Genomic DNA, 22,669 nt, shown 5'->3' on the forward strand with positions numbered 1-22,669 from the left:
GACGACCTTTTTCAGCCCAATGTCCCCTTCAAGCCCCTTGCCAGAATCAAGCAAAAGGATTCTAATCGCCGAATCGTTTTTTCGATTGTCCCTCTTGCTTTCTTACGTTCCAGGAGCGTCCCATGGCCATTAATCTTTCCATCGCCGAAGCCGACAATATTCTGCGGCCGCGCATCACCGTCATGGGCGTCGGCGGCGCGGGCGGCAATGCCGTCAACAACATGATCCGCTCCCAGCTGGAAGGCTGCGATTTCGTCGCCGCCAACACCGACGCCCAGGCGCTCGCCAACTCGCTCGCGCCGCGCAAGCTGCAACTCGGCATCAACCAGACGCGCGGCCTCGGCGCGGGATCGAAGCCGGAAAGCGGCCGCGCCGCCGCCGAAGAGCAAATCGCCGACATCATGGCCTGCCTCGAGCAGACCGACATGGTATTCGTCACCGCCGGCATGGGCGGCGGCACCGGCACCGGGGCGGCCCCCGTCATCGCCCGCGCGGCGCGCGAGATGGGCATCCTGACCGTCGGCGTCGTGACCAGGCCGTTCGATTTCGAAGGCAACCGCCGCCGCCAGATGTCCGATATGGGCCTCGCCGATCTTCAGCAATATGTCGACACGCTGATCATCATCCCGAACCAGAACCTGTTCCGCATGGCGAACGAGAAGACGACGTTCGCCGACGCTTTCCGCATGGCCGACGAAGTCCTGCATTGCGGCGTGCGCGGCATCACCGACCTGATGGTCATGCCGGGCTTCATGAATCTCGATTTCGCCGACGTGAAAACCGTCATGGCGGAAATGGGCAAGGCGATGATGGGCACGGGCGAAGCGGAAGGCGATCACCGCGCGCTGCGCGCCGCCGAAGCCGCGATTTCCAACCCGCTGCTCGAAGACACGTCGATGAAGGGCGCCAAAGGCGTGCTCATCAACATCACCGGCGGCATGGATATGACGCTGTTCGAAGTCGATCAGGCCGCCAACCGCATCCGGGAAGAAGTCGATCCCGACGCCCAGATCAAGGTCGGTTCGACCTTGAGCGAGGGGCTGAACGGCGTGATCCGGGTTTCGGTCATCGCCACCGGCATCGAAGCTCAAGCGATGCAGCAGCAATCGTCGCAGACCGGAGCCGGTCCCGGACTCATGGGCGGCTTGCGCTCGATGAACAGCACCCCCAACCCCGCCCCGGTTCCGCGCACCATCAGCCCGGTGGTTCAGGCCGCTACCGCCGCCAGCCGCCAGCCGGAGCCGGTGACGGCTCCCGCGCCGTTCCTGGCGACGCAGCAGAGAGCTTTCGCGCCGTCGCAAGCCTTCCAGCAGCACACTCAGCAGCCTCAAAACCCGCCGCAGTCCTTCACGGCTGGACGGACGGCCGAAACGCCCGCACCCGCCGCGCCTCAGGCGGCAGCGCAACCCGCCGCGCTGCGCGGCCAGCAGATCGGCAATCAGTTCGTCGCGCCCCGTCCGATGGAAACGCCCCGTTCGGTTACGGCTTCCGCGCCGCAGACGGCTCCGGCAGCAGCCCCGGCCGCCGCGCGGACACAGCCTGCCCTGCATACGATTCCGGTCGAAGCCGACAAGCCCGGCCATTCGCGGAATCCGAACGCCAAGCGCGCCGAAAACCTGTTCACCCGCATTACCGGTTTCGGTATCGCGCGTCCGTCGAACGAAGAGGAAACGACCGCCATGGCCGCGCAGCCGCAACTCAACGTTAACCCCTCCGACCGTCAGGCCATTATTCAGGACGAGGAAGACAATCTGTCAGAAATCCCCGCCTTCCTGCGGCGGCAGACCAATCACTAAGCATCCGTAAGCTTGAAAAAAATTAGAGCCGCTCTCTTCCGAGAGCGGCTTTTTTTATCCCCTCGATGGCGAAACGGGCCACGATTAATTGTGTTATAAAAATCAATGAATTACATGCGTTCTTTGGGTCTGGATGACCTGAACAGATAATATTTACAAAATCTTCTCCTTCCCCGCGACGGTAATCCTGTCCCTGCCGCGTTATACATGCATATAGGGTTTTCGCTCTATTGCTCTCAGACTTTAGAGCGCCGGTTAATCCCGGCGCTCTTTTTTTTGTCAAAATCATTATATATCAATGCGTTGTCTTAATGTAACATCAGGTAATAAAGGTTGATTTTGCATTTGCGGCAATGATTGTTAAAAAGATCAAGCCATTGATTCGCAATTGTTTTCGAGAATGCGGGTTTGCGGCGGTCAAGCGGGTCTTCCCGGCTTGGTCTTCTGAAGCCATAAACCCGGTGATATGACGTGACCCCTCTCGACACTATACCCTTCGTTGCCCGCCGCCAGGATAACTTCCGGCCCCTGCCCCTGGTGATGCAGAACACGCTGCGCGGCACCGCGCAATGCACCGGCGTTGGCGTCCATAGCGGCGAGATCGTCACCCTCAAGCTTCATCCCGCCCCAGCCGACCACGGCATCGTTTTCGTGCGGACGGATTTGCCCGCCGGACAGAACACCATTCCCGCGACGTGGGACAGCGTCATGGACACCAGGCTTTGCACCGTCATCGGCAACGCCACGGGCGCCACCGTCGGCACGGTCGAGCATTTGCTGGCCGCCATGCGCGCCATGGATATCGACAACGCGCTGGTCGAGATCGACGGCGCCGAAGTGCCGATCATGGACGGCAGTTCCGCGCCTTTCGTCTTTTTGATCGAAATGGCCGGCATCATCGAACAGGACGAGCCGCGCCAGTGGATCGAGATTCTCAAGCCGGTTCAGGTCGATCTTGACGGCAAGCGCGCCGCGCTCGTGCCCGGCGACCAGTCCGTCTTCAATGTCGAAATATTATTCAAATCCCCCGTGATCGACCGCCAGAGCTATGATTTCGCCGTATCGCCCGCCGGTTTCAAAGGCGAGATCAGCCGGGCCCGCACCTTCGGCTTCCTGGAAGAAGTCGATCAGTTGCGGAAAATGGGCTTGGCGCGCGGCGGCTCGCTGCATAACGCCATCGTCATCAACGGCGACAAGATCATGAATGAAGACGGCTTGCGCTATCATGACGAGTTCGTCCGCCATAAATTGCTCGACGCGATCGGCGATCTCAGCCTCGCGGGCGCGCCGATTCTCGGCTCGTTCGAGGGCTATTGCACCGGCCACGCGCTGAACAACAAGCTGCTGCGGGCGCTGTTCGCCGACGCAAGCGCCTGGCGCATGGTCACGCGCCCCAACATGGATGCCCAAACCGATCTGGCGGCGACAGGTTGAAAACCTTCTCTTGATGTGCTGTAACCTCCCCTGATGTTTGGGGTATAGGTTTATGGGATCATCACCGGGTTACAGGCTTTCGCGCGCGGGCATGGTGCTTTTGGCGGCCCTCTGCCTCGCTGCGTGCAGCGGCGACAAAGACAAGGACAAAGACGTCGAAAAGCCCGTCGATGAGCTTTACAACGACGCCGCCAAGCAGCTGGAAGACGGCGACTACAAAAAATCCGCCAGTCTCTTTGAAGAAGTCGAACGGCAATATCCCTACTCGCAATGGGCGACGCGGGCGCAGCTTATGGCCGCCTTCGCCCAATATGAGGGGCAGGATTACGACGCCTCGGTCGCCACGCTGGACCGCTTCATCCAGCTTCATCCCGGCAATCCCCAGATCGATTACGCCTATTACCTTCGCGCCCTCGATTACTATGAGCGCGTCGCCGATGTCGCGCGCGACCAGAACTATACCCGCGAGGCGGAAAAAGCCCTGCAAGATATCGTGTCCCGCTTTCCCGACACGGCCTACGCCCGCGACGCCATCGTCAAAATCTCGCTGATCCAGGACCAGCTGGCGGGCGCGGAGATGGAAGTCGGACGCTACTACATCAAACAAAAAATCTATAATGCGGCGCTGTCGCGCTTTCAGAATGTTGTTGAAAAATACCAGACGACAAGCCATGTTCCCGAAGCGTTGCACCGCATGGTGGAATGCTATCTCGGCCTCGGCATCAAGAAAGAGGCTCAGGCGACGGCGGCCGTTCTCGGCTATAACTTCCCCGGAAGCCCGTGGTATCAATACAGCTACGATTTGCTCGACGGAGAAAAGCTCACGCCGCAGCCAAGTCACGAAAGTTGGATCGGGCGCGCATGGCGCCGGGTTCTTTGAAAACAGCTTAAGGAATCATCCGTCATGGGCCCCTGGGATATCGTTTTTCTGGTCATCATTCTCTTCACCCTGGTGTGCCTCAGCTACTTCTATTACGAGCGCAAGACAGGCGTGCCGACATTCCCGACCATGCCCGCCATGCGGAATAAGGTCATCGAGGTCCTGAGAAAGGAAATGGCGGCGCGTCCGGGCCAGCCATTCACCGTCATCGATCTCGGTTCGGGCAGCGGCCAGGCCACCTGGCATATCGCCAAGGCCCTCCCCGAAGCCCAGATCATCGGCATCGAACTGTCATTCGTCCCCTGGCTGCGCTCGGTCATCCGCCAGAAGCTGTTCGGCCCCGCGAATCTCGAATACAAGCGCGTCGATTTCCTGACCTATGACATTTCGCAGGTCGACGCCGTATTCATGTATCTGGTCGGCAAGATCATGGAGCGCGTCAGCGCGAAATTGCGCGCCGAGCTTAAGCCGGGCGCGCTGGCCATTTCCAATAAATTCCCCCTGCCCGGCTGGGAACCCTATGATACCGCCGTTCCGCAGACCCTTTATAAGACGGTCATGCTGCTTTACCGGCAGGGCGGACAGACGAGGCAGGAACCGGAAAGAACCTTGCAGGCGGGGTAAAAAGCGTCTCGTTCCGCGCCTGCCGTTCCGCACAACCGATTTCCTCCCGGGAAAAAATGGTTTAGCATTGATCCCATGCTGAATCGCCTTGCCATCAATGACGTCGTATTGATCGACCGCCTCGCGCTGGAGCTTGGCGATGGGCTGATCGTCTTCACCGGCGAAACAGGCGCGGGAAAATCGATCCTGCTCGACGCGCTCGGCCTCGCGCTCGGGGCGCGGAGCGATGCCGCGCTGGTGCGGCGCGGAAGCGCCAATGCCGCGGTGACGGCGGAATTCTCGCTGCCGCGCGGCCATGCCGCCAACCTCCTGCTCGCCGAACAAGGCATACCGGCGGAAGACGCGCTGATCCTGCGCCGAACCGTGAGCGCCGACGGCAAAAGCCGCGCCAGCATCAACGACCAGCCGGTCAGCATCGGCCTGCTTCGCATAATCGGCCAGCATCTCGTCGAAATTCACGGGCAGTTTGAAAGCCACGGCCTGCTCGACGCCGCGACGCACCGGAAAATTCTCGACGCCTTCGGCGGCCATGGCGCTCTGGCCGATACGGCCGCCGCCGCTCATGCCGCATGGCAGGCCGCGCGGCAAGCGGAAAGCGAGGCCGCCGAAGCCATAGCAGCCGCGCGGCGCGAGGAAGATTATCTGCGCGCCGCCCTGCGCGAACTTGACGATCTTGCGCCGGAAGCGGGCGAAGCCGACGGCCTCGCCGCACGCCGCACGCAGCTTCAGAACCGCGAGAAAATCGTCGGCGCGCTCGACGCGGCGCAGAAACTCCTGACCGAACATCGCGGCGCGGCACGCCTTATCAACGAAGCGGCGCACGGCATCGCCAAGATCGCCACGCAGGCCGGCCCGGAAATTCAGGAAATTCTGGCGACGCTCGACCGGCTGGCCTCGGAAACCGACGAGGCGGGCGACGCCATCGACCGCCTGATGCGCGACGACATGCTCGACCCGGCGCAGCTGAACATCGCCGAAGAAAGATTATTCGCGCTGCGCGCCGCCGCCCGCAAACATCAGACCGCGCCCGACGAATTGCCGCAAATCCGCCGGAACCTTGCCGCGCGGCTTGCCGCGCTCGATCATCAGACCGACCATCTGGCCGCGCTCGCCAAAGCTACGGCGGCCTCGCGCCGCGCCTTCAGCGAGGCCGTGGGCCGGCTTTCGGCGGCGCGGGCAAACGCGGCGAAGAAGCTGGAAAAGGAAGTGAATAACGAGCTTCCGGCGCTCAAGCTCGGCGCGGCGACGCTTACGGCGGGTCTTGTTTCGCTGCCCGAAGAAGAATGGAACGCCCATGGCGGCGAGCGCGTGGCGTTCCTCGGCCAGACCAATCCGGGCGCCGCGCCCGCGCCGCTGCAGAAAATCGCCTCCGGCGGCGAGCTGGCGCGCTTCATGCTGGCGCTCAAAGTCGTGCTCGCGGCGGCGGACCCGGTGCCGACTCTCGTCTTCGACGAAGTGGATGCGGGCATCGGCGGCGCGACCGCCGCCGCGGTCGGCGAAAGATTGGCGAAGCTGGCCCAATCGGTTCAGGTGATGGTCGTGACGCACAGCCCGCAGGTCGCGGCCAAGGCGGCGCAGCATTGGCGCGTCGAGAAATCGAGCGCCGAGGGCATGACGACGACCGCCATCGCGCGGCTTGACGATCATGCGCGGCGCGAGGAAATCGCCCGCATGCTGGCGGGCAGCGCGATCACGGACGCCGCGCGCGCGGCGGCGGCGGATTTGATCGCGGAGAACACGGAGACGCTCGCCGTCCCGGCCAATCTTGCGCCTAAAGCGAAGCGGGCCAAGCGCCAATGAGTCCGCGCAAGAAAAAAGCCGAAACCTTTACCCCCATCGAAGCTGCCGCCGAACTGGCGCGGCTCGCGGACCTGATCGCGCATCACGACCGGCGCTATCACCAGATGGATGCGCCGGAAATTCCGGACGCCGAATATGACAAACTGCGCGCCGACTATCGCGCGCTGCTCGATCAATACCCGCAGCTCGCGCCCGCCAACGACCCGGAAAAGCGCGTCGGCGCGGCGCCCGTCCAGGCTTTCGGCAAAGTCGCGCATCGCGCGCCGATGCTGTCGCTGGGCAACGCGTTCAGCGCCGAAGACATCGACGATTTCATCGCGCGCATCCGCCGCTTCCTGCAATGGCCGGAGGACAAGCCGCTGGAATTCATCGCCGAGCCGAAAATCGACGGCGCATCGTCGAGCCTGCGCTACGAGAACGGCATCTTCATTCAGGGCGCGACGCGCGGCGACGGAACCACCGGCGAGAATGTCACCGCCAATCTGCGCACCATCAAGGCTATTCCGCAAAAACTCCCGCCGCCCTTCCCCGCCGTCTTGGAAATTCGCGGCGAGGTTTTCATGCGCCGCGGCGATTTTCTGCAGCTCAACGCGGCGCGAGAAAAACAAGGCGAGGAGCCGTTCGCCAATCCGCGCAATTCGGCGGCGGGCAGCCTGCGCCAGCTCGATTCCTCGATCACAGCCTCGCGCAAGCTGGAATTTTTCGCCTATGCTCTCGGAGAAATCAGCGAGCCGGTTGCCGCCACTCAATCCGACATGCGGAAAAAACTTAAAAGCTGGGGATTCCATCTCAACGAACCTTCCGAATTATGCGAAACCCCCGAAGCGCTGATGGCCTATTATAGAAAGATCGAAGCCCTGCGCACCGATCTGCCTTTCGATATCGACGGCGTGGTGTATAAGGTCGAGCGTTTCGACCTTCAGGAGCGCCTGGGCTTCGTCAGCCGCGCGCCGCGCTGGGCCATCGCCCATAAATTCGCCGCCGAACAGGCGCAGACCAGGCTTCGCGCCATCACCACGCAGGTCGGGCGCACCGGCGTCTTGACTCCCGTCGCCGATCTCGAGCCGGTCAATGTCGGCGGCGTCATGGTCGCGCGCGCGACGTTGCATAACGCCGATGAAATCGCCCGCAAGGATATCCGCGTCGGCGACCTCGTGACGGTGCAGCGCGCGGGCGACGTGATCCCGCAGATTCTGGGAGCCGATCTTGCCGCCCGGCCCAAGGATTCCGAGCCTTTCCATTTCCCCAGCCGCTGCCCGATCTGCGGCTCGCATGTGGTGCAAGAGGAAGGCTACGCGGCGCGGCGCTGTTCCGGCGGACTGGTCTGCCCGGCGCAGCAGCAGGAAAGGCTTCGCCATTTCACCAGCCGCGACGCCTTCAACATCGAAGGATTGGGCGAGCAGCGCATCGATCTTTTCCTGGCGCGGAAGCTGATCGAGCATCCCGCCGATATTTTCACCCTCAAGAACAAACGCGGCGAAATCCTGGAGATGGAAGGCTGGCAGGAAAAATCCGTCGATAAGCTGCTCGCCGCCATCGAGGCGCGGCGCGCCATGCCGCTCGCCAAATTCATCTATGCGCTCGGCATTCCGCAAATCGGCGACGTGACGGCAAGGCAGCTTGCCGCGCATTACCGCCATTACGAATCCTGGCTATCCGCCATGCTGGCAGCCGCGGCGGGCGACGAAAAAGCCGTGCATGAGCTTGACGATCTTCCCAACATTGCCGAATCCACGATCAAGAGCATCGCACAATTTTTCGCCGAGAAAGGCAATGTGAAGGCGGTCATGGATCTGGCGGCGCAACTGACCGTCGAAGACCATGCCGCGCGCGCGGCCAGCGATCACCCGCTCGCCGGAAAAACCGTCGTCTTCACCGGCACGCTGCAACAAATGAGCCGCAGCGAGGCAAAGGCGAAAGCGGAATCCCTCGGCGCAAAGATCGGCAGCGATGTGTCGAAGAATACCGACTATGTGGTGATCGGCGAAGACGCGGGCAGCAAAGCCAAACGCGCCCATGAACTCGGCCTCAAGACTCTGACCGAGGAAGAATGGCTGGGAATGATGCGGTGACGATTACAGGCTTTCGGTCGCCTGCATCAACCAGTGTTTGGCATCGCCATTGAGCTGGCCCGCGATTTCCGCCCTGACCCTGGCGTGATAATCATTGATCCAGTCGATTTCCGCCACCGTCAGGAAGCCCGGCAACAATAAATTCCGGTCCAGCGGCGCGAGCGTCAAAGTCTCGAAGCCCAGCATCGCCTGCTCGCCGCCTTCCGGCATCGAAGCCTCCGTGACCAGCATCAGATTCTCGAACCGGATGCCATAGGCGCCGGGCTTGTGATAACCCGGCTCGTTCGACAGCACCATGCCGGGCTGCAAGGCGACATCGCCGCGCTGGCCGCGCGAGATGCCCTGCGGCCCTTCATGAACGCTGAGATAGCTGCCGACGCCGTGGCCGGTGCCGTAGCCGTAATCCACGCCCGCCGCCCATAGATATTGCCGCGCCAGAACGTCAAGCTCCCCGCCGCGCGTCCCCGGCGGAAACCGCGCCGATGCCAGGGCAATGTGCCCCTTGAGCACGCGGGTATAACGGTCGCGCATCTCGTCGCTTGGATTCCCTATGGCGACCGTGCGAGTCACGTCGGTCGTGCCGTCGAGATATTGCCCGCCGCTGTCGAGCAGCAATAATTCTCCGGCCTGCAATTTGCGGTCGGTCGCCGCCGTCGCGCAGTAATGAGCGAGAGCGCCGTGCGGGCCGCTTCCGGCGATGGTGGAGAAGCTCGGCCCGCGGAAAAGATTCTGCGCCGCGCGGTATTCCTCTAGAACCTCGTCCACCTGCAATTCGCTGACGCTGCCCGGCGGCTGCGCCGCGAGCCAGCCGAGGAACTTCGTCAAAGCCGCGCCGTCGCGGCGGTGAGCGTTGCGCATGCCCGCCTGCTCCACGGCGTTCTTGCAGGCGCGCGGCAGCAGGCATGGATCGTCGGCATGAACCGGTTTCGCGCCCGCCTGCTCCAGCCGCTGAACGATCCATGCGGCGCACAGCCCGAGATCGACTTCCACCTCGGCCGCCTGCGCGCCAAGCTCGTCCAGCGCGGCGCCGAACGCCGCTATGGGCTTGACGCGCACGGCGTCGCCCAGATGCGCGGCAAGCTCCGGCGTCAGCTTGCGCCCGTCTACGAACCAGTCCGCCGCGGCATCCGCGTGAAGGATGGCGAAGCTGAGCGGCAAGGGGATGTGCGGCACGTCGCCGCCGCGAATATTGAGCAGCCATGCCACGGAGGCCGGGTCGGTGAGCATCGCGGCGGCGCGTTTTCTTCCCTGCAATGCGGCGGCGAGAGCCTGGCGCTTTTCCTCGGCGCTTCGGCCCGCGAATTCGATGCCATGCGGCACGACAGGCGCAAGCGGCGGGGCTGGACGCTCTTTCCAGATCGCATCGACGGGATTGCCATCGAGCGCCACGAGGCCCGCGCCGGCCTTGGCGACGGCCTTCTGCAGCCGTTCCACGGCGCGGGGCGTATGCAGCCATGGATCATAGCCGAATTTGTCTCCGGCCTTCAGATTTTCCGCCAGCCATTCGCCCGGCGATTTCTTCGCCCCGTCGAATTGCGCGAAAAGCTCTGGCGAAACCTCTCCTCCGGCCTGCAAGGTATAGCGGCTGTCGGTGAAAAACGCCGCGCGATCCTGCAGCATGATGGCCGTTCCCGCCGAACCCGTGAAGCCTGTCACGAACTCCACCCGGCGGGCCGAAACGGGCACATATTCATTTTGAAACTCGTCGGCCATGGGCACGATGAATCCATCGACGCCCCGCCGCGCGAGTTCATCCCTCAACAGTCTAAGTTTTGCGTCGTTTGACATCTGACATCTGTCTTTTGATAAGCATCAACGCCGACCATTCACCGCAATGGATTGTCTTGACCAGGTGCAGCCGTTTCATCGCGTGGGCAGATTGCACCATCACCGCCTGGCTTTGCAACAGGCCGGAAAGAATCGCCACCCCGCCGGGGGCGAGATGCTGCCGCAGGTCGGCGGCGAGCAGCATCAGGGGCCGGGCGAAAATATTCGCGACGATGAGATCGTAGGGCGCTCGCGCGCCGACCGCCCGCGCGCCATAGCCCGCCCCGTGAACGGTTTCGACATAATTCTCGAGGCCATTGACCCGCGCATTATGCCGCGTCATGCGGACGCTTTCGGCATCGTTATCGACCGCCAGAACCTTGCAATGCGCCAGACGGGCCAGAGCGAGCGCCAGAATGCCCGATCCGCAGCCGAGATCGAGCGCACGGCGCGGGCGCTTGCGGCGCAGATAATCCTGGATCAGCAAAAGGCACATCTGCGTCGACGGATGCTCGCCGGTGCCGAAGGCCGTCGCTGCTTCGATTTCAAGGCTTGGAACATGATGCGGGATTTTTCCGGCGTCATGACGGCCATGGATGACCAGCCGCCCGATGGCGCGCGGCGGATTCTCCATCGCGACTTTCTTCAGCCAGTCTTCCTGCGGAACCGGCTCGACGGTTAAATCCGGCCTCGCCGCCGCGACAACAGCGCGTAACTTGGCGCGCCATTCTTCCGCGTCGGGCTTCTCGCCGAAAATCGCCTCGACCCGGCAATCGGCATGGCGCGGCGGATTCATCACCGTGACCGCCAGCGCCTCATCCTCGAACAGCGCGCTCAAGGCTTCGGCCTGCGCGGCGGGAGCCGTCACGATGATACGCCATAATCCGGATTCCACTGCACGCACCCATTCCCGACGATGAAACTATTGTTCCGCTTGCCTCAAGGCCATGCGGCGTTTTATCATATTTTCCTTATGAAGAAGCATGAAAATGAGCAAAGTAATATTTAGAGTATCCGATAGAGGGAAAAAATTTCTTGGCCTTAGGCAACTCGATATTGTCTATGAAGGGAATTCCTATATCGAAGTCATGCAAAAGGCTTTAGGGAAAGCTTTATGCAAAAAACTGGCCGATCGAGACGGCCCTTCGCCAAAAGAGCCGGAAAAGCCGGTGCTGCTCAATTATGGCCGTATTATCGGCAATTACAGGATCGGAACGGTCAAATTCGAGCCTTAAGAACGGGAATATCATGAAGAAATTTACCTATATGCCTTCGGCAGAGGCCTGCGCGCTGTTCGCCACCGAGAAAGGCAAATACACCAGACCCACGGCACGGCAAGCCCTTGCCGCCGGTATCGGCGATGCCAATGTTGCATCCCATATAAGCCGGGAAACGCTGGAGCGCATGGAAAGCACCGACGCGCCCGCCGTCTGGCAGGTAACGATACCCGCGCCCGATCCCGCGGCTCAAGGCAAAACCGTGACCTTGGGACGCCTATCGATCGGCTGCCAGCCGGGTTAGAGCGCGATAGGTTCAAATAGAGCCGTCATTCCCGGCGGCTTTGACCGTCCCAAGACGGTCAAAGTCGAACGGGAATCCCGTTTGTTTATTGGAAAAGAAAACGGGATTCCCGCTCGCCCTGTCACTCGCAAGCGAGTGAACACGGCGTCGGGAATGACGCAGACTACGAAAGCCATTCCATATAATCTCATCTTGCTCTAACCCGGCAATCAACCGGCCTGATCCGCCGGAACGACGAAACTCTCGATGACTTTTTTCAGCCCGGCCTTGTCGAAGGCGATTTCGAGCTTGTCGTGATCGGCGCGCTTGACCGTGCCATAGCCGAATTTCTGATGGAAAACACGCGCGCCAGGCTCGAAGCCTCCTTCGCTCGCCGCCTGCGGCTTGATTTCATAGGCCGTACCTTCAATTTCCCTCGGCGCCTGCCTCGCCGCATACCGGCGCCCTCCCTGCCATGACTGGAACGTCGGCGCGGCGCGTTCTCGGGATGGAGAATCTGAAAAATTCGCGGCGGTGAATGCCATCACGCGCTCGACATGTTCTCCGGGCAGCTCGCCGATAAAGCGCGACGGCATCGGATTGACCCATGCGCCATGCAGCAAGCGGCTGGCGGCGAAGGAAATCGCGGCGCGGCGCTTGGCCCGCGTGATGCCGACATAGGCCAGCCGCCGCTCCTCTTCGAGACCGGCATTGCCGTTCTCGTCCAGCGTCCTGCGGCTCGGAAAAATATCCTCTTCCCAGCCGGGCAGGAAAACCTGATCGAATTCCAGTCCCTTCGCGCCATGCAAAGTCATGATGCTGACCTGCTCGCCATCGTCACGGTTGCTTTGCTCTAGAACAAGACTCACATGCTCGAGAAAGACAGGCAGCGCCTCGAATTCCGTGATCGCGCCGATAAGCTCTTTAAGATTGTCGAGCCGTCCCGGCGCTTCCGGCGATTTATCCGCCTGCCACATGGCGGTATAGCCGGATTCATCCAGAATGATCTGCGCCACCTCGGAATGGGGCAACTCGTCGAGCAATTGCCGCCAGCGCAAGAACTGCTCGATCAGGCCGCGCAGCGTCGAACGCACCTTCGGCTTAAGCTCATCGGTTTCCGTAAGCTTCCAGGTCGCCTCGGTCAGCGGAATATTGGCGCTTCGGGCGTACTGATAAAGCTGCTGGATCGTCGCCGGGCCGATGCCGCGCTTGGGGATATTGATGATGCGCTCGAAGGCGACATCGTTCTCCGGCGTGACCAGCAACCGTAAATAAGCAATGGCGTCGCGGATTTCCGCCCGCTCGTAGAACCGCGCGCCGACCAGCACCCGATAGGGAATGCCGAGCGCGATGCAGCGCTCCTCGAAAGCGCGGGTCTGGAATCCCGCGCGCACCATGATGGCGATTTCGCGCAGCGACGTGCCGCGCCGCTGCAGGGTCTCGATCTCGTCGCCGATCCAATAAGCTTCGGCCTCGCCACTCCATAAGCCGCGCACCATCACCTTGTCGCCGCCATCCGCCTCCGTCCACAGATTTTTGCCGAGCCGCGACTGATTGCGCGCGATCAAGCCCGACGCCGCGCCGAGAATATGGCCGGTGGAGCGGTAATTCTGTTCCAGCCGGACGATCTTCGCGCCGGGGAAATCACTCTCGAAACGCAGGATATTGCCGATTTCCGCGCCGCGCCAGCCATAGATCGATTGATCCTCGTCGCCGACGCAGCATATGTTCTGATGGTTCTGCGCCAGAAGCCGCAGCCACAGATATTGCGCGACATTGGTGTCCTGATATTCGTCCACCAGCAGATAGCGGAATTTCTGCTGGTAATGCTCGCGCGCGTCCTGATGCTGCTGCAACAATGTCAATTGATGCAGCATCAAATCGCCGAAATCGCAGGCATTGAGGGTCAGCAGCCGCTCCTGATACGCCGCGTACAGCCGGGGCAGCTTGCCGTCCGCCAGATGCCCGCCTTCATTCGTGACCTGGTCGGGACGCAGCCCGCGATCCTTCCAGCGTTCGATGACGCTCAGCACCAGACGCGCGGGCGATTTCTTGTCGTCGATATTCTCGGCCTCCAGCAATTGCTTGATCAGCCGCAACTGGTCGTCGGTATCGAGAATGGTAAAACTGGGTTTCAGTCCAACCCGCTCGGCATAGGGACGCAGCATCCGCGCCGCCAGCGCATGAAACGTGCCGAGGAACCAGCCCTCGACCGAACGGCCGATCAGCGCGCCGACGCGCTCGCGCAATTCCGCCGCCGCCTTGTTGGTGAAAGTCACGGCCATGATCTGCCCCGGCATCGCGCGTCCGGAATGCAGCAGCCAGGCGAGCCGCATCGTCAGCACCCGCGTCTTGCCGGTGCCCGCGCCCGCCAGCACCAGCACCGGGCCGTCGGCAGCCAGCACCGCCTCGCGCTGCGCGGCGTTCAGCCCGCGCATAAAGCCGGGTTCGGGGACGTCGAGTGGTTGAAGAAGCGCGGTCATGATGCGGCCATTATAGGGCCGTCATTCCCGGCACGCCATGACTGTCTTTGGCGGTCTACTCCCCCTCCCACGCCACGACGCGGTTGCGGCCTTCCTGCTTGGCCTTGTAGAGGTTTCTGTCGGCGCGTTCGATAAGCTGGAGGGCGCTTTCCCCGCTGCGATATTCCGCGACGCCGATCGACATGGTGATGACGCCCAGGCTCTCGCCCGTGCTGCGGCGGGTGATCTGCTTGGTTCCCACCAGATTGCGCAGCTGGTCGCCCACCAGCGTGCCCACGTCGAGCGGCGTCTGCGGCAGCAGAACGGCGAATTCCTCGCCGCCATAGCGCGCGACCATGTCGCGGCCCTTGATGCTTTCGAGCAGGGTTTTTCCCACCAGCTTCAGCACCTGATCGCCTACCAGATGCCCGTGAGTGTCGTTGAACTGCTTGAAATGATCGATATCGATCATCAGCAGCGACAGCGGCATCATCGCCTCCATCGCCTCCGCGATCAGCCGCTCGATCCCGTTCTGGAAGAATTTGCGGTTGCCGACTTCGGTGAGGGGATCGATCAGCGATTCCTGCCGCACCTTGTCGAGATTGTAGCGCAATTCCGACATCTGCTGCGTCGATTGCGAAAGCTGGGTCTGCAGGCGCGTATTCTGCTCGGTGATGACGCGGGTTTCCTGCGTCACGCGGTCGACGATGGTCTTGAGCGAATCCAGCGCGGGCACCTTGTTCAATTGTCCGGCGAAGCTGTCGAGGGTTTTGCCGAACCTGTCCGTGCCCTGGTTCGCCACGCCGAGCAGCTCCAGGATTTTCCTCATCTCGGCTTCCAATGCGGTATTGGCATGTTCCAGCCAATGCTTCTCCGCCTCCACGCCGAGATGCGCGGTGTAGAGATGGTTGCATTGCTCCTGCGTCACCACGCCGAACTGCTTGGTCAGCTCGTCGATCGACATATTGAGATCGGGAATCCGCTGCGCGAAATAGCAGAAGAACAGCGCGTAATTCTCCGGGCTGGGCGGCAACGCGTCCTTTTTCAGGCGCTCGAAAGCGCGCTCGCCCCATTCGCGATGCTGCTCGATGGTGCCGGGCATCTGCATGGCGCCGACCAAGACCTGGGGGATGAGGAAATTGACCACGGGCAATCCTGAAAGAATCCTTACGGCCCGGCAATGTCGAGCGGCCGCTGGAATTTATAGCGATCTATATTGATAGAATAGATTGGTTAATTCTTACGTAACGATTAAGGGGCTGAAGGCCTCAGGCCATAGAGCGGAACGGGTTCAAACAGAGCCGTCATTCCCGACGCCGCGAAGCGGCGAGCGGGAATCCCGTTTTCTTGAATAAAGAAACCAAATGGGATTCCCGCTCAGCTTTGACCGCCTTGGGGCGATCAAAGCTGTCGGGAATGACGGCTGCCCTATCCTCTAAATCACCGCTCGGGTTTCCATCTCCGGCGGCGCGGATTTAAGCCTGCGGATCATGAGCTTATTGACCGCATGGATATAAGCGCGCGCCGAAGCGACCAGCGTGTCGTGATCGGTCCCCTGCCCGCTGACCGTGCGGCCTTCCTCGTCGAGGCGGACGGTCGCCTCGGCCTGGGCGTCGGTGCCTTCGGTGACGGCGCTGACCTGATACAGCGACAGCTTGCCCTGATGCGGCGCCAGTTCCCGGATGGCGTTGAAAATCGCATCCACCGGGCCGGTTCCCTCGGCGGAGGCGGTTTTGGCCTCGCCGTCGATGGATAGCTCGACCGCCGCCTTATGCGAGCCACGCGAATCCGCGGCGAGGGAAAGCGTCACGAACTTGATGCGGTCATGCGCCTTCGCCACTTCGTCATCCACCAGCGCGATGATGTCCTCGTCCCAGATATCCCTTTTCGCGTCGGCCAGTTCCTTGAAGCGGTGGAATGCGTCTTCCAGCGCATTGTCGCCCAGTTCATAGCCGAGTTCCTTCAATTTGGTCTTGAAGGCGGCGCGGCCCGACAATTTGCCGAGCTTGAGCGACGACTTGGTCAGCCCGACGCTTTCCGGCGACATGATCTCGTAGGTCTGCGCGTTCTTGAGCATGCCGTCCTGATGGATGCCGCTTTCATGGGCGAAGGCATTCGCGCCGACGATGGCCTTGTTCGGCTGGACGTTGAAGCCCGTGGTGCTCGACACCAGCCGCGACAGGCGCGTGATATATTCGGTCTTGATATGGTTCGTGAAAGGCATCAGGTCATTGCGCACGCGCATCGCCATGACGACTTCCTCCAGCGCCGCGTTGCCCGCGCGTTCGCCGAGGCCGTTGATCGTGCATTCCACCTGCCGCGCGCCCGCCATGACGCCCGCCAGCGAGTTGGCGACCGCGAGGCCGAGATCGTTATGGCAATGCACCGAGATGACCGCCTTGTCCATGTCCGGCACGCGGTCCAGCAGCATCTTGATGATGTCGGTGTATTCGGTGGGCAGCGTATAGCCGACCGTGTCGGGAATATTGATCGTCTGCGCGCCGGCCTTGATCGCCGTCTCCACGGCGCGGCACAGGAAGTCGCGGTCGCTGCGCGTCGCGTCCATCGCGCTCCATTCCACGTCGTCGCACAGATTGCGCGCCAATTCCACGCTCTGCCGGATTTTTTCCAGAACGTCCTCCGGCTTCGCTTTCAGGATGTGCTCGATATGCTGCGGCGAAGTGCTGATGAAGGTATGGATGCGCCCGCGCGCGGCGGGCTTCACCGCCTCGGCGGCGCGTTCGATGTCGGCGCGGGCGGCGCGCGCCAGCCCGCAGACCGTGGAATCCTTCACGGCCCTGGCGATCGTCTGCACCGCTTCGAAATCGCCGTTGGAAGAAATCGGGAACCCGGCCTCGATGACGTCGACGCCCATTTTTTCGAGCTGCAGCGCGATGGCGAGCTTCTGCTCCATGCTCATCGCCGCGCCGGGCGATTGCTCGCCGTCGCGCAACGTGGTGTCGAAAATGATGACTTGGTTATTGCTCTGAGTCATAGCTTTGCCTTGGTTTTCTAGCTGGATTTTCCATGGCCGGCTAGAATGACATATTTTTTGGATGGGGTAAAATATTATTGCCGATAGGCAGTATGCTTGAAAGTTTAAGCGCCATACTGCCGCCAAACAGGTCGTCATTCCCGCGCAGGCGGGAATCCAGTACCTTTACGCGCGGCAGCGCGGAAAATAATGGCAGATATTTCGACCATCCGGCCCGAAATACGCCCTTGCCGCGTTCCGCCGTCATGCTAGGTTGTTGGCATGACAGGGTCTGAAACTCCTGCAACGACAATACGCGCGAAGTGTTCATAAAGCCGCGCACCCTCGGTCGAGAGGGTGCGGGAATACAACACCGCAAGGGAATACCGCGCACGCTGCGTTGTAGCGTTTCAGCCTCTCGGCATTCCAGCCGCGCCCTGTCCTTACGACTAGGGAGTGGGGCATGGTGGACAAAGACGACGAAATCCTGAACAGGCGCATCGGCGGGCGCATCAGGATAGCGCGGGCCGCGATGGGGTTGACGCAGGACAAGCTCGGCAAGTTCCTCCGCGTATCGTCGCATCAAATCCACAGATATGAACAAGGTGCCGGCATTCCGGCGTCGAGCCTGTTCTTCGCCGCCGCGATTCTGGACGTGCCGGTTTCCTATTTCTTCGCCGACGAAGCGGAATCCGAGGCCGAGGCGATCCTGGAAACGGCGGCCAAAAGATACTCCCTGCTGCTTCGCGCACTGCAAAAAACCGAGCGCGGTCATCCGCCCCTCTTCAACGCCTTGCGCGAAATCATCGTGATCACGGCGCAAGACGCGCCTCTCAAATGACGGGTCAAATGACACGCGGCGGCGCGAAAAAATCCTCGCAAAAACAATGACGTGGGAAATTTCCCTTGACTTCGGCACGAGGTTCTGCTATTGACCATCCCAGGGCGTCATGCGCCCGGAATCCAAAGCCCGCCTGGACAAAATCCGGCGGGTTTTTTGTTGGCTGCTGAATGTTAAGTTAGAACCGTCATTCCCGACGCCGCGCTTCAGCGCGGCGAGCGGGAATGGCGGCGCTGCTTGGCGTTCCGCTCGACGCGCTCCGAAAAACGGCGCTGAACGCAATTTTGAAAACAGGAGGTGAGAGTCGCGATTTTCCGGGGCTGTCCAGGCGCGCCTCGTTTAGCGTCCGTAATATTGGACGCCGATTTCGATATTGCCGCGTCCGGTTTCGCGGCGGTGCTTGTTGGTGTCGCGCAGCGAATAGATGCAGCCGCAATATTCCTGCTGATAGAATTCCTCGCGCTTGGAAATCTGGATCATGCGCTCCGCGCCGCCGCCCTTGCGCCAGTTGTAATCCCAGTACGCGACGCCGTCATAGCGCCCCGCCGCGCGATGGCCGCAGTCATTGATCTGCTGCATGTTCTTCCAGCGCGAAATGCCGAGGCATGACGTGAATAGATTGAAGCCGTTCTCATGGGCGTAAAGCGCCGTGCGCTCGAACCGCATGTCGAAGCATTCGGTGCAGCGCTTGCCGCGCTCCGGCTCCCACTCCATGCCCTTGACGCGCGCGAACCAATTGTCGCTGTCGTAATCGGCGTCGATGAAGGGGATGCCTATCTTCTCGGCGAAGCGGATATTCTCCTGCTTGCGCAGCTCATATTCCTCGCGGGGATGGATGTTTGGATTGTAGAAATAGATCGTGATCGCAAGCCCGCTGGCCTGCATCGCCTCCATCACCTCGCCGGAGCATGGCGCGCAGCAGGAATGCAGCAGCACTTTCTCCGCATAGGGTGGGACGGGAAGTTGGAGTCGGTCTTGCTGGACGTTTGAGGAAGGCATTTTTTCTTTGGCCGTAATTTCAATGGGTTAAGGTGATTTTATAACAGAGTTTCGCGAATATGGGAACCTGGAACAAAAACAGAACTTGCTTTATCGGAAAGACTCAGTTATAGAACAAACCAGAAACAACGAATCCTCGTTTTCATCCCACCTTGACAGAGGAGCCCGCCATGTCCGCCAATGCCCGCCCCAACCTTCAAGTCGTCAAAGATAAAGACCCCATGGACAAAGACAAGCAAAAAGCCCTCGAAGCCGCGCTCGGCCAGATCGAACGCGCTTTCGGCAAAGGCTCGATCATGAAGCTCGGCACCGGCGGCGTCGTGGCGGAAACCGAAGTCATTTCCACCGGCTCGCTCGGTCTCGACATCGCGCTCGGCATCGGCGGCTTGCCGCGCGGGCGGATCGTCGAAATCTACGGGCCGGAAAGTTCCGGCAAGACCACGCTCGCGCTGCATGTCGTGGCGCAAGCACAGAAGAACGGCGGCACCTGCGCCTTCGTCGATGCCGAACACGCGCTCGACCCCGCCTATGCCCGCAAGCTGGGCGTCAATATCGACGAGCTTTTGATCTCGCAGCCCGACGCGGGGGAACAGGCGCTGGAAATCGTCGACACGCTGGTGCGCTCCGGCGCGATCGACGTGCTGGTGGTGGACTCGGTCGCCGCGCTGGTGCCCCGCGCCGAACTGGAAGGCGAGATGGGCGACAGCCATATGGGATTGCAGGCGCGGCTGATGAGCCAGGCGCTGCGCAAGCTCACCGGCACCATCTCCAAATCCAACTGCATGGTGATCTTCATCAACCAGATCCGGATGAAAATCGGCGTGATGTTCGGCAACCCCGAAACCACCACCGGCGGCAACGCGCTGAAATTCTACGCCTCGGTGCGGCTCGATATCCGCCGCATCGGCGCGATCAAGGAGCGCGAGACCGTGGTCGGCAACCAGACCCGCGTCAAGGTGGTCAAGAACAAGATGGCGCCGCCTTTCCGCACCGTCGAATTCGACATCATGTATGGCGAAGGCATTTCCAAGACCGGCGAGCTTATCGATCTCGGCGTCCAGGCCGCCGTCGTCGAGAAATCCGGCGCGTGGTTCTCCCATGACGGCACGCGCATCGGCCAGGGACGCGAGAACGCCAAGCAGTATCTGCGCGATCATCCGGATGTCGCGGACGCCATCGAATCCAAGGTGCGCGGCAATGCGGGCCATGTCGCCGGAGCGATGATGCGCGGCGAAGAAAGCGACGCCGGGGAAGAATAGACATTCACGAATAGCCTCGCAGGCTAACGCGGCGGCTGCAAAGCTGCCGCGTTTTTCAATAACTAGGAATATAGCGTCCAAACCAAAAAAGAAGGAGCATTCCAGTGATTACCCCGACTGAAATCACGGCTGCTTTGACTTCTCTCAAAGCAGCAAAAGATGTAGCACAAGCGATGGTCACGTTGCGTGATCACGAAGCATTTCAGTCCAAGCTTTTTGAATTCCAGTCCAAGATTATTGACGCACAAAATGCCGTTCTTGCGGCGAACGATGAACGAACCGGACTTATCACCCACATTAACGATCTTGAGAAACAATTAGCCGATATGCAGGCGTGGGAAATCGAAAAGGGGAAATACGAACTCAAGAATCTGACTCAAGGAAGCAATGGACAGCCTAGTATTTTTGTTTACTCCTATAAAGAAAGGGCAGAACCACCCGAACCTTCTCATTATATATGTGCAAACTGCTATCAGAACAGGAAAAAATCTATTTTACAGACAGAGCCAAGAAATCCGGGCAGATGTGATGTGTTGATCTGTCACGAATGTCTTGGAGAAATGTATTTGCATGGACAATGGATGCCTGAACACGCTGGAAGAAAAAGAAAGAAAGGCGGCTCATATTAATCTGCGCCCTTGGCAAAACCGCGAGCGGGTATGTATGATAGCGGCCCATACAGCCACCCATACGAGAGAGACAGCAAGAGACGGCATGGCACTCATACCCTTCGACGATCGCGATGGTTTCATTTGGTTCAACGGCAAGCTCGTGCCGTGGCGCGACGCCAAGATTCACGTCATCAATCACGGGCTGCATTACGGCAGCTGCGTGTTCGAAGGCGAGCGCGCCTATAACGGCAAAATCTTCAAATCGCGCGAGCACGCCGAGCGGCTCGAGAACTCCGGAAAACTTCTGGGCTTCAAGCTGCCCTACGGCGTCGATGACATCGTCGCCGCCAAGGACGCCGTCCTGAAAGCCAACAATCTCACCGACGGCTATATCCGTCCCGTCGCCTGGCGCGGCAGCGAGGAAATGGGCGTGTCCGCCCCCCATACCAAAATCCATGTCGCCATCGCCGCCTGGGAATGGCCCGCTTATTTCAAGGAAGAACTGAAGAAAGGCGGCATTCGCCTGATGACCAGCCGGTGGGCGCGTCCCGCGCCCAACACGGCGCCGACGGCGGCGAAAGCCGCGGGCCTGTACATGATCGCCACGATGAGCAAGCATGAGGCGGCGGATCAAGGCTATACCGATGCGCTGATGCTCGACTGGCGCGGCCTTGTCGCCGAAGCGACCGGCGCGAACATCTTCCTGGCCATGGACGGCAAGCTGCATACGCCGACGCCGGATTGTTTTCTCGACGGCATCACGCGGCGCACGGTCATCGACCTCGCCCGCAAGCGCGGCATCGAGGTGATCGTGCGCGCGATCAAGCCGGAAGAACTCGCGCAGACCCAGGAAGTTTTCATCTGCGGCACGGCGGCGGAAGTCACGCCGGTCGGACAGATCGACAGCCACAAATTCCAGGTCGGGCCAATCGCCCAAGCGCTGATCGATGATTACGCGGCGCTGGTGCGGCAGTAGCTAAAGCATATTGCGATAATTCTGCACCGACGCGCTGCCCTTAGGGGCGGATGGCGCGGACGGAGCAGACGGAACGGGCGGCAAACCCTGCGGGGCAGGCGAGGCATCGGCGCTCATTGGCGCGGGCGCCAGCGAAGGCAATCCTTGGCCGGAAGCAGGGCCGGGAACGGGAGATGTAACGGCATCAGCCGGCGGCGGCTCCACCTTTCTAGCGTACCCTTCCCCGACAGACAGATATAGCGGTATCTGGCTGCCATCGGCGGCCTGGCCTTGAATAACGAAGCCATCGTAATTGGGATGCTTGACACCGATGAAAGTATCCTTCCAGGTCAAGCAATGAACCGGCTCTCTGGAGAGCGAGATATGCGCGCTTTCGTTCGCCACCCCATCCAGAACCGTGATCTTGCGCAAAAGCGCCGTATGGGAAACAATCGTATATTGCGTGCCCGCTCCCTCGCTTGCCAGATGAACGCCGCTTTTGCCTTTCAGCGTCTCGCATTGGGCGACGGCATTCGCGAGGTCGTCTTTTGCTCTCTCTTCGGCGCGGCGTTGCTGGATGCCGGTTACGACATCTTCCGCCGCGTTATAAGGAGCGAATCCGCCGTGGAACTTAGGAGCGCACATGTCAAGGAACGCCGCTCCCGCGAAGCCCAATACTATATAATCTTTGCTGT

The 22,669-nt window shown here is 60.9% G+C and carries 20 protein-coding genes; 12 read left to right on the top strand and 8 right to left on the bottom strand.

Going from position 1 to position 22,669, the window contains the following annotated elements:
• Positions 1 to 122 precede the first annotated feature (122 nt).
• From ftsZ to ligA, 6 genes are all read left to right on the top strand, one after another.
• Entirely contained in the window at positions 123 to 1,796 is a 1,674-nt protein-coding gene (gene ftsZ / locus WDO70_07695) for a cell division protein FtsZ (GenBank protein MEJ0063072.1), read from the top strand.
• Between the two features lie 471 nt (positions 1,797 to 2,267).
• Positions 2,268 to 3,230 carry a UDP-3-O-acyl-N-acetylglucosamine deacetylase gene (gene lpxC / locus WDO70_07700; GenBank protein MEJ0063073.1) on the top strand — a complete coding sequence of 321 codons (963 nt, stop codon included), beginning with the start codon at positions 2,268 to 2,270 and terminating at the stop codon, positions 3,228 to 3,230.
• Positions 3,231 to 3,282: 52 nt separating this feature from the next.
• Positions 3,283 to 4,110 (top strand): outer membrane protein assembly factor BamD, encoded by an 828-nt coding sequence (locus tag WDO70_07705; GenBank protein ID MEJ0063074.1) that lies wholly within the window; start codon positions 3,283 to 3,285, stop codon positions 4,108 to 4,110.
• A 24-nt stretch (positions 4,111 to 4,134) separates the two neighbouring features.
• On the top strand, positions 4,135 to 4,734 hold the full coding sequence (locus WDO70_07710; protein ID MEJ0063075.1) for a class I SAM-dependent methyltransferase: 600 nt from the start codon (positions 4,135 to 4,137) through the stop codon (positions 4,732 to 4,734).
• A 75-nt stretch (positions 4,735 to 4,809) separates the two neighbouring features.
• Positions 4,810 to 6,534 (top strand): DNA repair protein RecN, encoded by a 1,725-nt coding sequence (gene recN / locus WDO70_07715; GenBank protein MEJ0063076.1) that lies wholly within the window; start codon positions 4,810 to 4,812, stop codon positions 6,532 to 6,534.
• Complete coding sequence (gene ligA / locus WDO70_07720) at positions 6,531 to 8,606, top strand: NAD-dependent DNA ligase LigA (GenBank protein ID MEJ0063077.1); 2,076 nt, start codon at positions 6,531 to 6,533, stop codon at positions 8,604 to 8,606. The genes recN and ligA overlap by 4 nt, the downstream gene beginning before the upstream one ends.
• Before the next feature lie 3 nt (positions 8,607 to 8,609).
• Here the strand turns inward: ligA and WDO70_07725 are convergent, their stop codons facing one another.
• Together WDO70_07725 and WDO70_07730 are read right to left on the bottom strand one after the other, a co-directional pair.
• The gene (locus WDO70_07725; protein MEJ0063078.1) at positions 8,610 to 10,394 is read right to left on the bottom strand and encodes an aminopeptidase P family protein; all 1,785 of its coding nucleotides are present in this window, start codon (positions 10,392 to 10,394) and stop codon (positions 8,610 to 8,612) included.
• A complete protein-coding gene (locus WDO70_07730; protein ID MEJ0063079.1) occupies positions 10,372 to 11,277 on the bottom strand; it encodes a 50S ribosomal protein L11 methyltransferase in 906 nt (301 codons plus the stop codon). Before WDO70_07730 ends, WDO70_07725 begins: the two co-directional genes overlap by 23 nt.
• An 85-nt stretch (positions 11,278 to 11,362) precedes the next feature.
• Between WDO70_07730 and WDO70_07735 the strand changes: the two genes are divergently transcribed.
• On the top strand, positions 11,363 to 11,608 hold the full coding sequence (locus WDO70_07735; protein MEJ0063080.1) for a hypothetical protein: 246 nt from the start codon (positions 11,363 to 11,365) through the stop codon (positions 11,606 to 11,608).
• A gap of 13 nt (positions 11,609 to 11,621) precedes the next feature.
• Positions 11,622 to 11,894, top strand: a complete 273-nt coding sequence (locus tag WDO70_07740; GenBank protein MEJ0063081.1) for a hypothetical protein — start codon at positions 11,622 to 11,624, stop codon at positions 11,892 to 11,894.
• A 209-nt stretch (positions 11,895 to 12,103) separates the two neighbouring features.
• On the opposite strand, the gene WDO70_07745 is transcribed toward WDO70_07740, so the two are convergent.
• The 4 genes from WDO70_07745 to WDO70_07760 all read right to left on the bottom strand — a co-directional run bounded on the left by WDO70_07745 (position 12,104) and on the right by WDO70_07760 (position 17,577).
• Positions 12,104 to 14,356 (bottom strand): UvrD-helicase domain-containing protein, encoded by a 2,253-nt coding sequence (locus WDO70_07745; protein MEJ0063082.1) that lies wholly within the window; start codon positions 14,354 to 14,356, stop codon positions 12,104 to 12,106.
• 55 nt (positions 14,357 to 14,411) lie between these two features.
• Positions 14,412 to 15,482, bottom strand: coding sequence for a GGDEF domain-containing protein (locus WDO70_07750; GenBank protein ID MEJ0063083.1), 1,071 nt, complete (start codon positions 15,480 to 15,482; stop codon positions 14,412 to 14,414).
• A 288-nt stretch (positions 15,483 to 15,770) separates the two neighbouring features.
• The gene (locus tag WDO70_07755) at positions 15,771 to 17,330 is read right to left on the bottom strand and encodes a 2-isopropylmalate synthase (protein ID MEJ0063084.1); all 1,560 of its coding nucleotides are present in this window, start codon (positions 17,328 to 17,330) and stop codon (positions 15,771 to 15,773) included.
• A gap of 40 nt (positions 17,331 to 17,370) precedes the next feature.
• Entirely contained in the window at positions 17,371 to 17,577 is a 207-nt protein-coding gene (locus tag WDO70_07760; protein ID MEJ0063085.1) for a hypothetical protein, read from the bottom strand.
• A 195-nt stretch (positions 17,578 to 17,772) separates the two neighbouring features.
• On the opposite strand from WDO70_07760, the gene WDO70_07765 reads away from it, so the two are divergent.
• Positions 17,773 to 18,150 (top strand): helix-turn-helix transcriptional regulator, encoded by a 378-nt coding sequence (locus WDO70_07765; protein MEJ0063086.1) that lies wholly within the window; start codon positions 17,773 to 17,775, stop codon positions 18,148 to 18,150.
• Positions 18,151 to 18,489: 339 nt separating this feature from the next.
• On the opposite strand, the gene WDO70_07770 is transcribed toward WDO70_07765, so the two are convergent.
• The gene (locus WDO70_07770) at positions 18,490 to 19,149 is read right to left on the bottom strand and encodes an epoxyqueuosine reductase QueH (protein ID MEJ0063087.1); all 660 of its coding nucleotides are present in this window, start codon (positions 19,147 to 19,149) and stop codon (positions 18,490 to 18,492) included.
• A 170-nt stretch (positions 19,150 to 19,319) separates the two neighbouring features.
• Between WDO70_07770 and recA the strand changes: the two genes are divergently transcribed.
• The 3 genes from recA to WDO70_07785 all read left to right on the top strand — a co-directional run bounded on the left by recA (position 19,320) and on the right by WDO70_07785 (position 21,995).
• A complete protein-coding gene (gene recA, locus WDO70_07775; protein MEJ0063088.1) occupies positions 19,320 to 20,408 on the top strand; it encodes a recombinase RecA in 1,089 nt (362 codons plus the stop codon).
• A 104-nt stretch (positions 20,409 to 20,512) separates the two neighbouring features.
• Complete coding sequence (locus WDO70_07780) at positions 20,513 to 21,037, top strand: hypothetical protein (GenBank protein MEJ0063089.1); 525 nt, start codon at positions 20,513 to 20,515, stop codon at positions 21,035 to 21,037.
• A gap of 85 nt (positions 21,038 to 21,122) precedes the next feature.
• Positions 21,123 to 21,995, top strand: coding sequence for a branched-chain amino acid aminotransferase (locus WDO70_07785; GenBank protein ID MEJ0063090.1), 873 nt, complete (start codon positions 21,123 to 21,125; stop codon positions 21,993 to 21,995).
• Here the strand turns inward: WDO70_07785 and WDO70_07790 are convergent, their stop codons facing one another.
• Positions 21,996 to 22,619, bottom strand: coding sequence for a hypothetical protein (locus WDO70_07790; protein ID MEJ0063091.1), 624 nt, complete (start codon positions 22,617 to 22,619; stop codon positions 21,996 to 21,998).
• Between the last annotated feature and the right edge of the window lie 50 nt (positions 22,620 to 22,669).

It is taken from the genome of Alphaproteobacteria bacterium, from assembly GCA_037200005.1.
Classification (GTDB): domain Bacteria; phylum Pseudomonadota; class Alphaproteobacteria; order UBA9219; family RFNS01; genus JBBCGY01.

Bases quoted from the DNA above. Each gene is read 5' to 3' on its own strand.
- WDO70_07760 (MEJ0063085.1), bottom strand. From the start codon at position 17,577: ATGACGGCGGAACGCGGCAAGGGCGTATTTCGGGCCGGATGGTCGAAA.
- WDO70_07790 (MEJ0063091.1), bottom strand. From the start codon at position 22,619: ATGTGCGCTCCTAAGTTCCACGGCGGATTCGCTCCTTATAACGCGGCG.
- recN (MEJ0063076.1), top strand. From the start codon at position 4,810: ATGCTGAATCGCCTTGCCATCAATGACGTCGTATTGATCGACCGCCTC.
- WDO70_07710 (MEJ0063075.1), top strand. From the start codon at position 4,135: ATGGGCCCCTGGGATATCGTTTTTCTGGTCATCATTCTCTTCACCCTG.
- recA (MEJ0063088.1), top strand. From the start codon at position 19,320: ATGTCCGCCAATGCCCGCCCCAACCTTCAAGTCGTCAAAGATAAAGAC.
- WDO70_07705 (MEJ0063074.1), top strand. From the start codon at position 3,283: ATGGGATCATCACCGGGTTACAGGCTTTCGCGCGCGGGCATGGTGCTT.
- WDO70_07740 (MEJ0063081.1), top strand. From the start codon at position 11,622: ATGAAGAAATTTACCTATATGCCTTCGGCAGAGGCCTGCGCGCTGTTC.
- WDO70_07725 (MEJ0063078.1), bottom strand. From the start codon at position 10,394: ATGTCAAACGACGCAAAACTTAGACTGTTGAGGGATGAACTCGCGCGG.
- WDO70_07785 (MEJ0063090.1), top strand. From the start codon at position 21,123: ATGGCACTCATACCCTTCGACGATCGCGATGGTTTCATTTGGTTCAAC.
- WDO70_07765 (MEJ0063086.1), top strand. From the start codon at position 17,773: ATGGTGGACAAAGACGACGAAATCCTGAACAGGCGCATCGGCGGGCGC.
- ftsZ (MEJ0063072.1), top strand. From the start codon at position 123: ATGGCCATTAATCTTTCCATCGCCGAAGCCGACAATATTCTGCGGCCG.
- WDO70_07745 (MEJ0063082.1), bottom strand. From the start codon at position 14,356: ATGACCGCGCTTCTTCAACCACTCGACGTCCCCGAACCCGGCTTTATG.
- WDO70_07770 (MEJ0063087.1), bottom strand. From the start codon at position 19,149: ATGCCTTCCTCAAACGTCCAGCAAGACCGACTCCAACTTCCCGTCCCA.
- ligA (MEJ0063077.1), top strand. From the start codon at position 6,531: ATGAGTCCGCGCAAGAAAAAAGCCGAAACCTTTACCCCCATCGAAGCT.
- WDO70_07735 (MEJ0063080.1), top strand. From the start codon at position 11,363: ATGAGCAAAGTAATATTTAGAGTATCCGATAGAGGGAAAAAATTTCTT.
- WDO70_07755 (MEJ0063084.1), bottom strand. From the start codon at position 17,330: ATGACTCAGAGCAATAACCAAGTCATCATTTTCGACACCACGTTGCGC.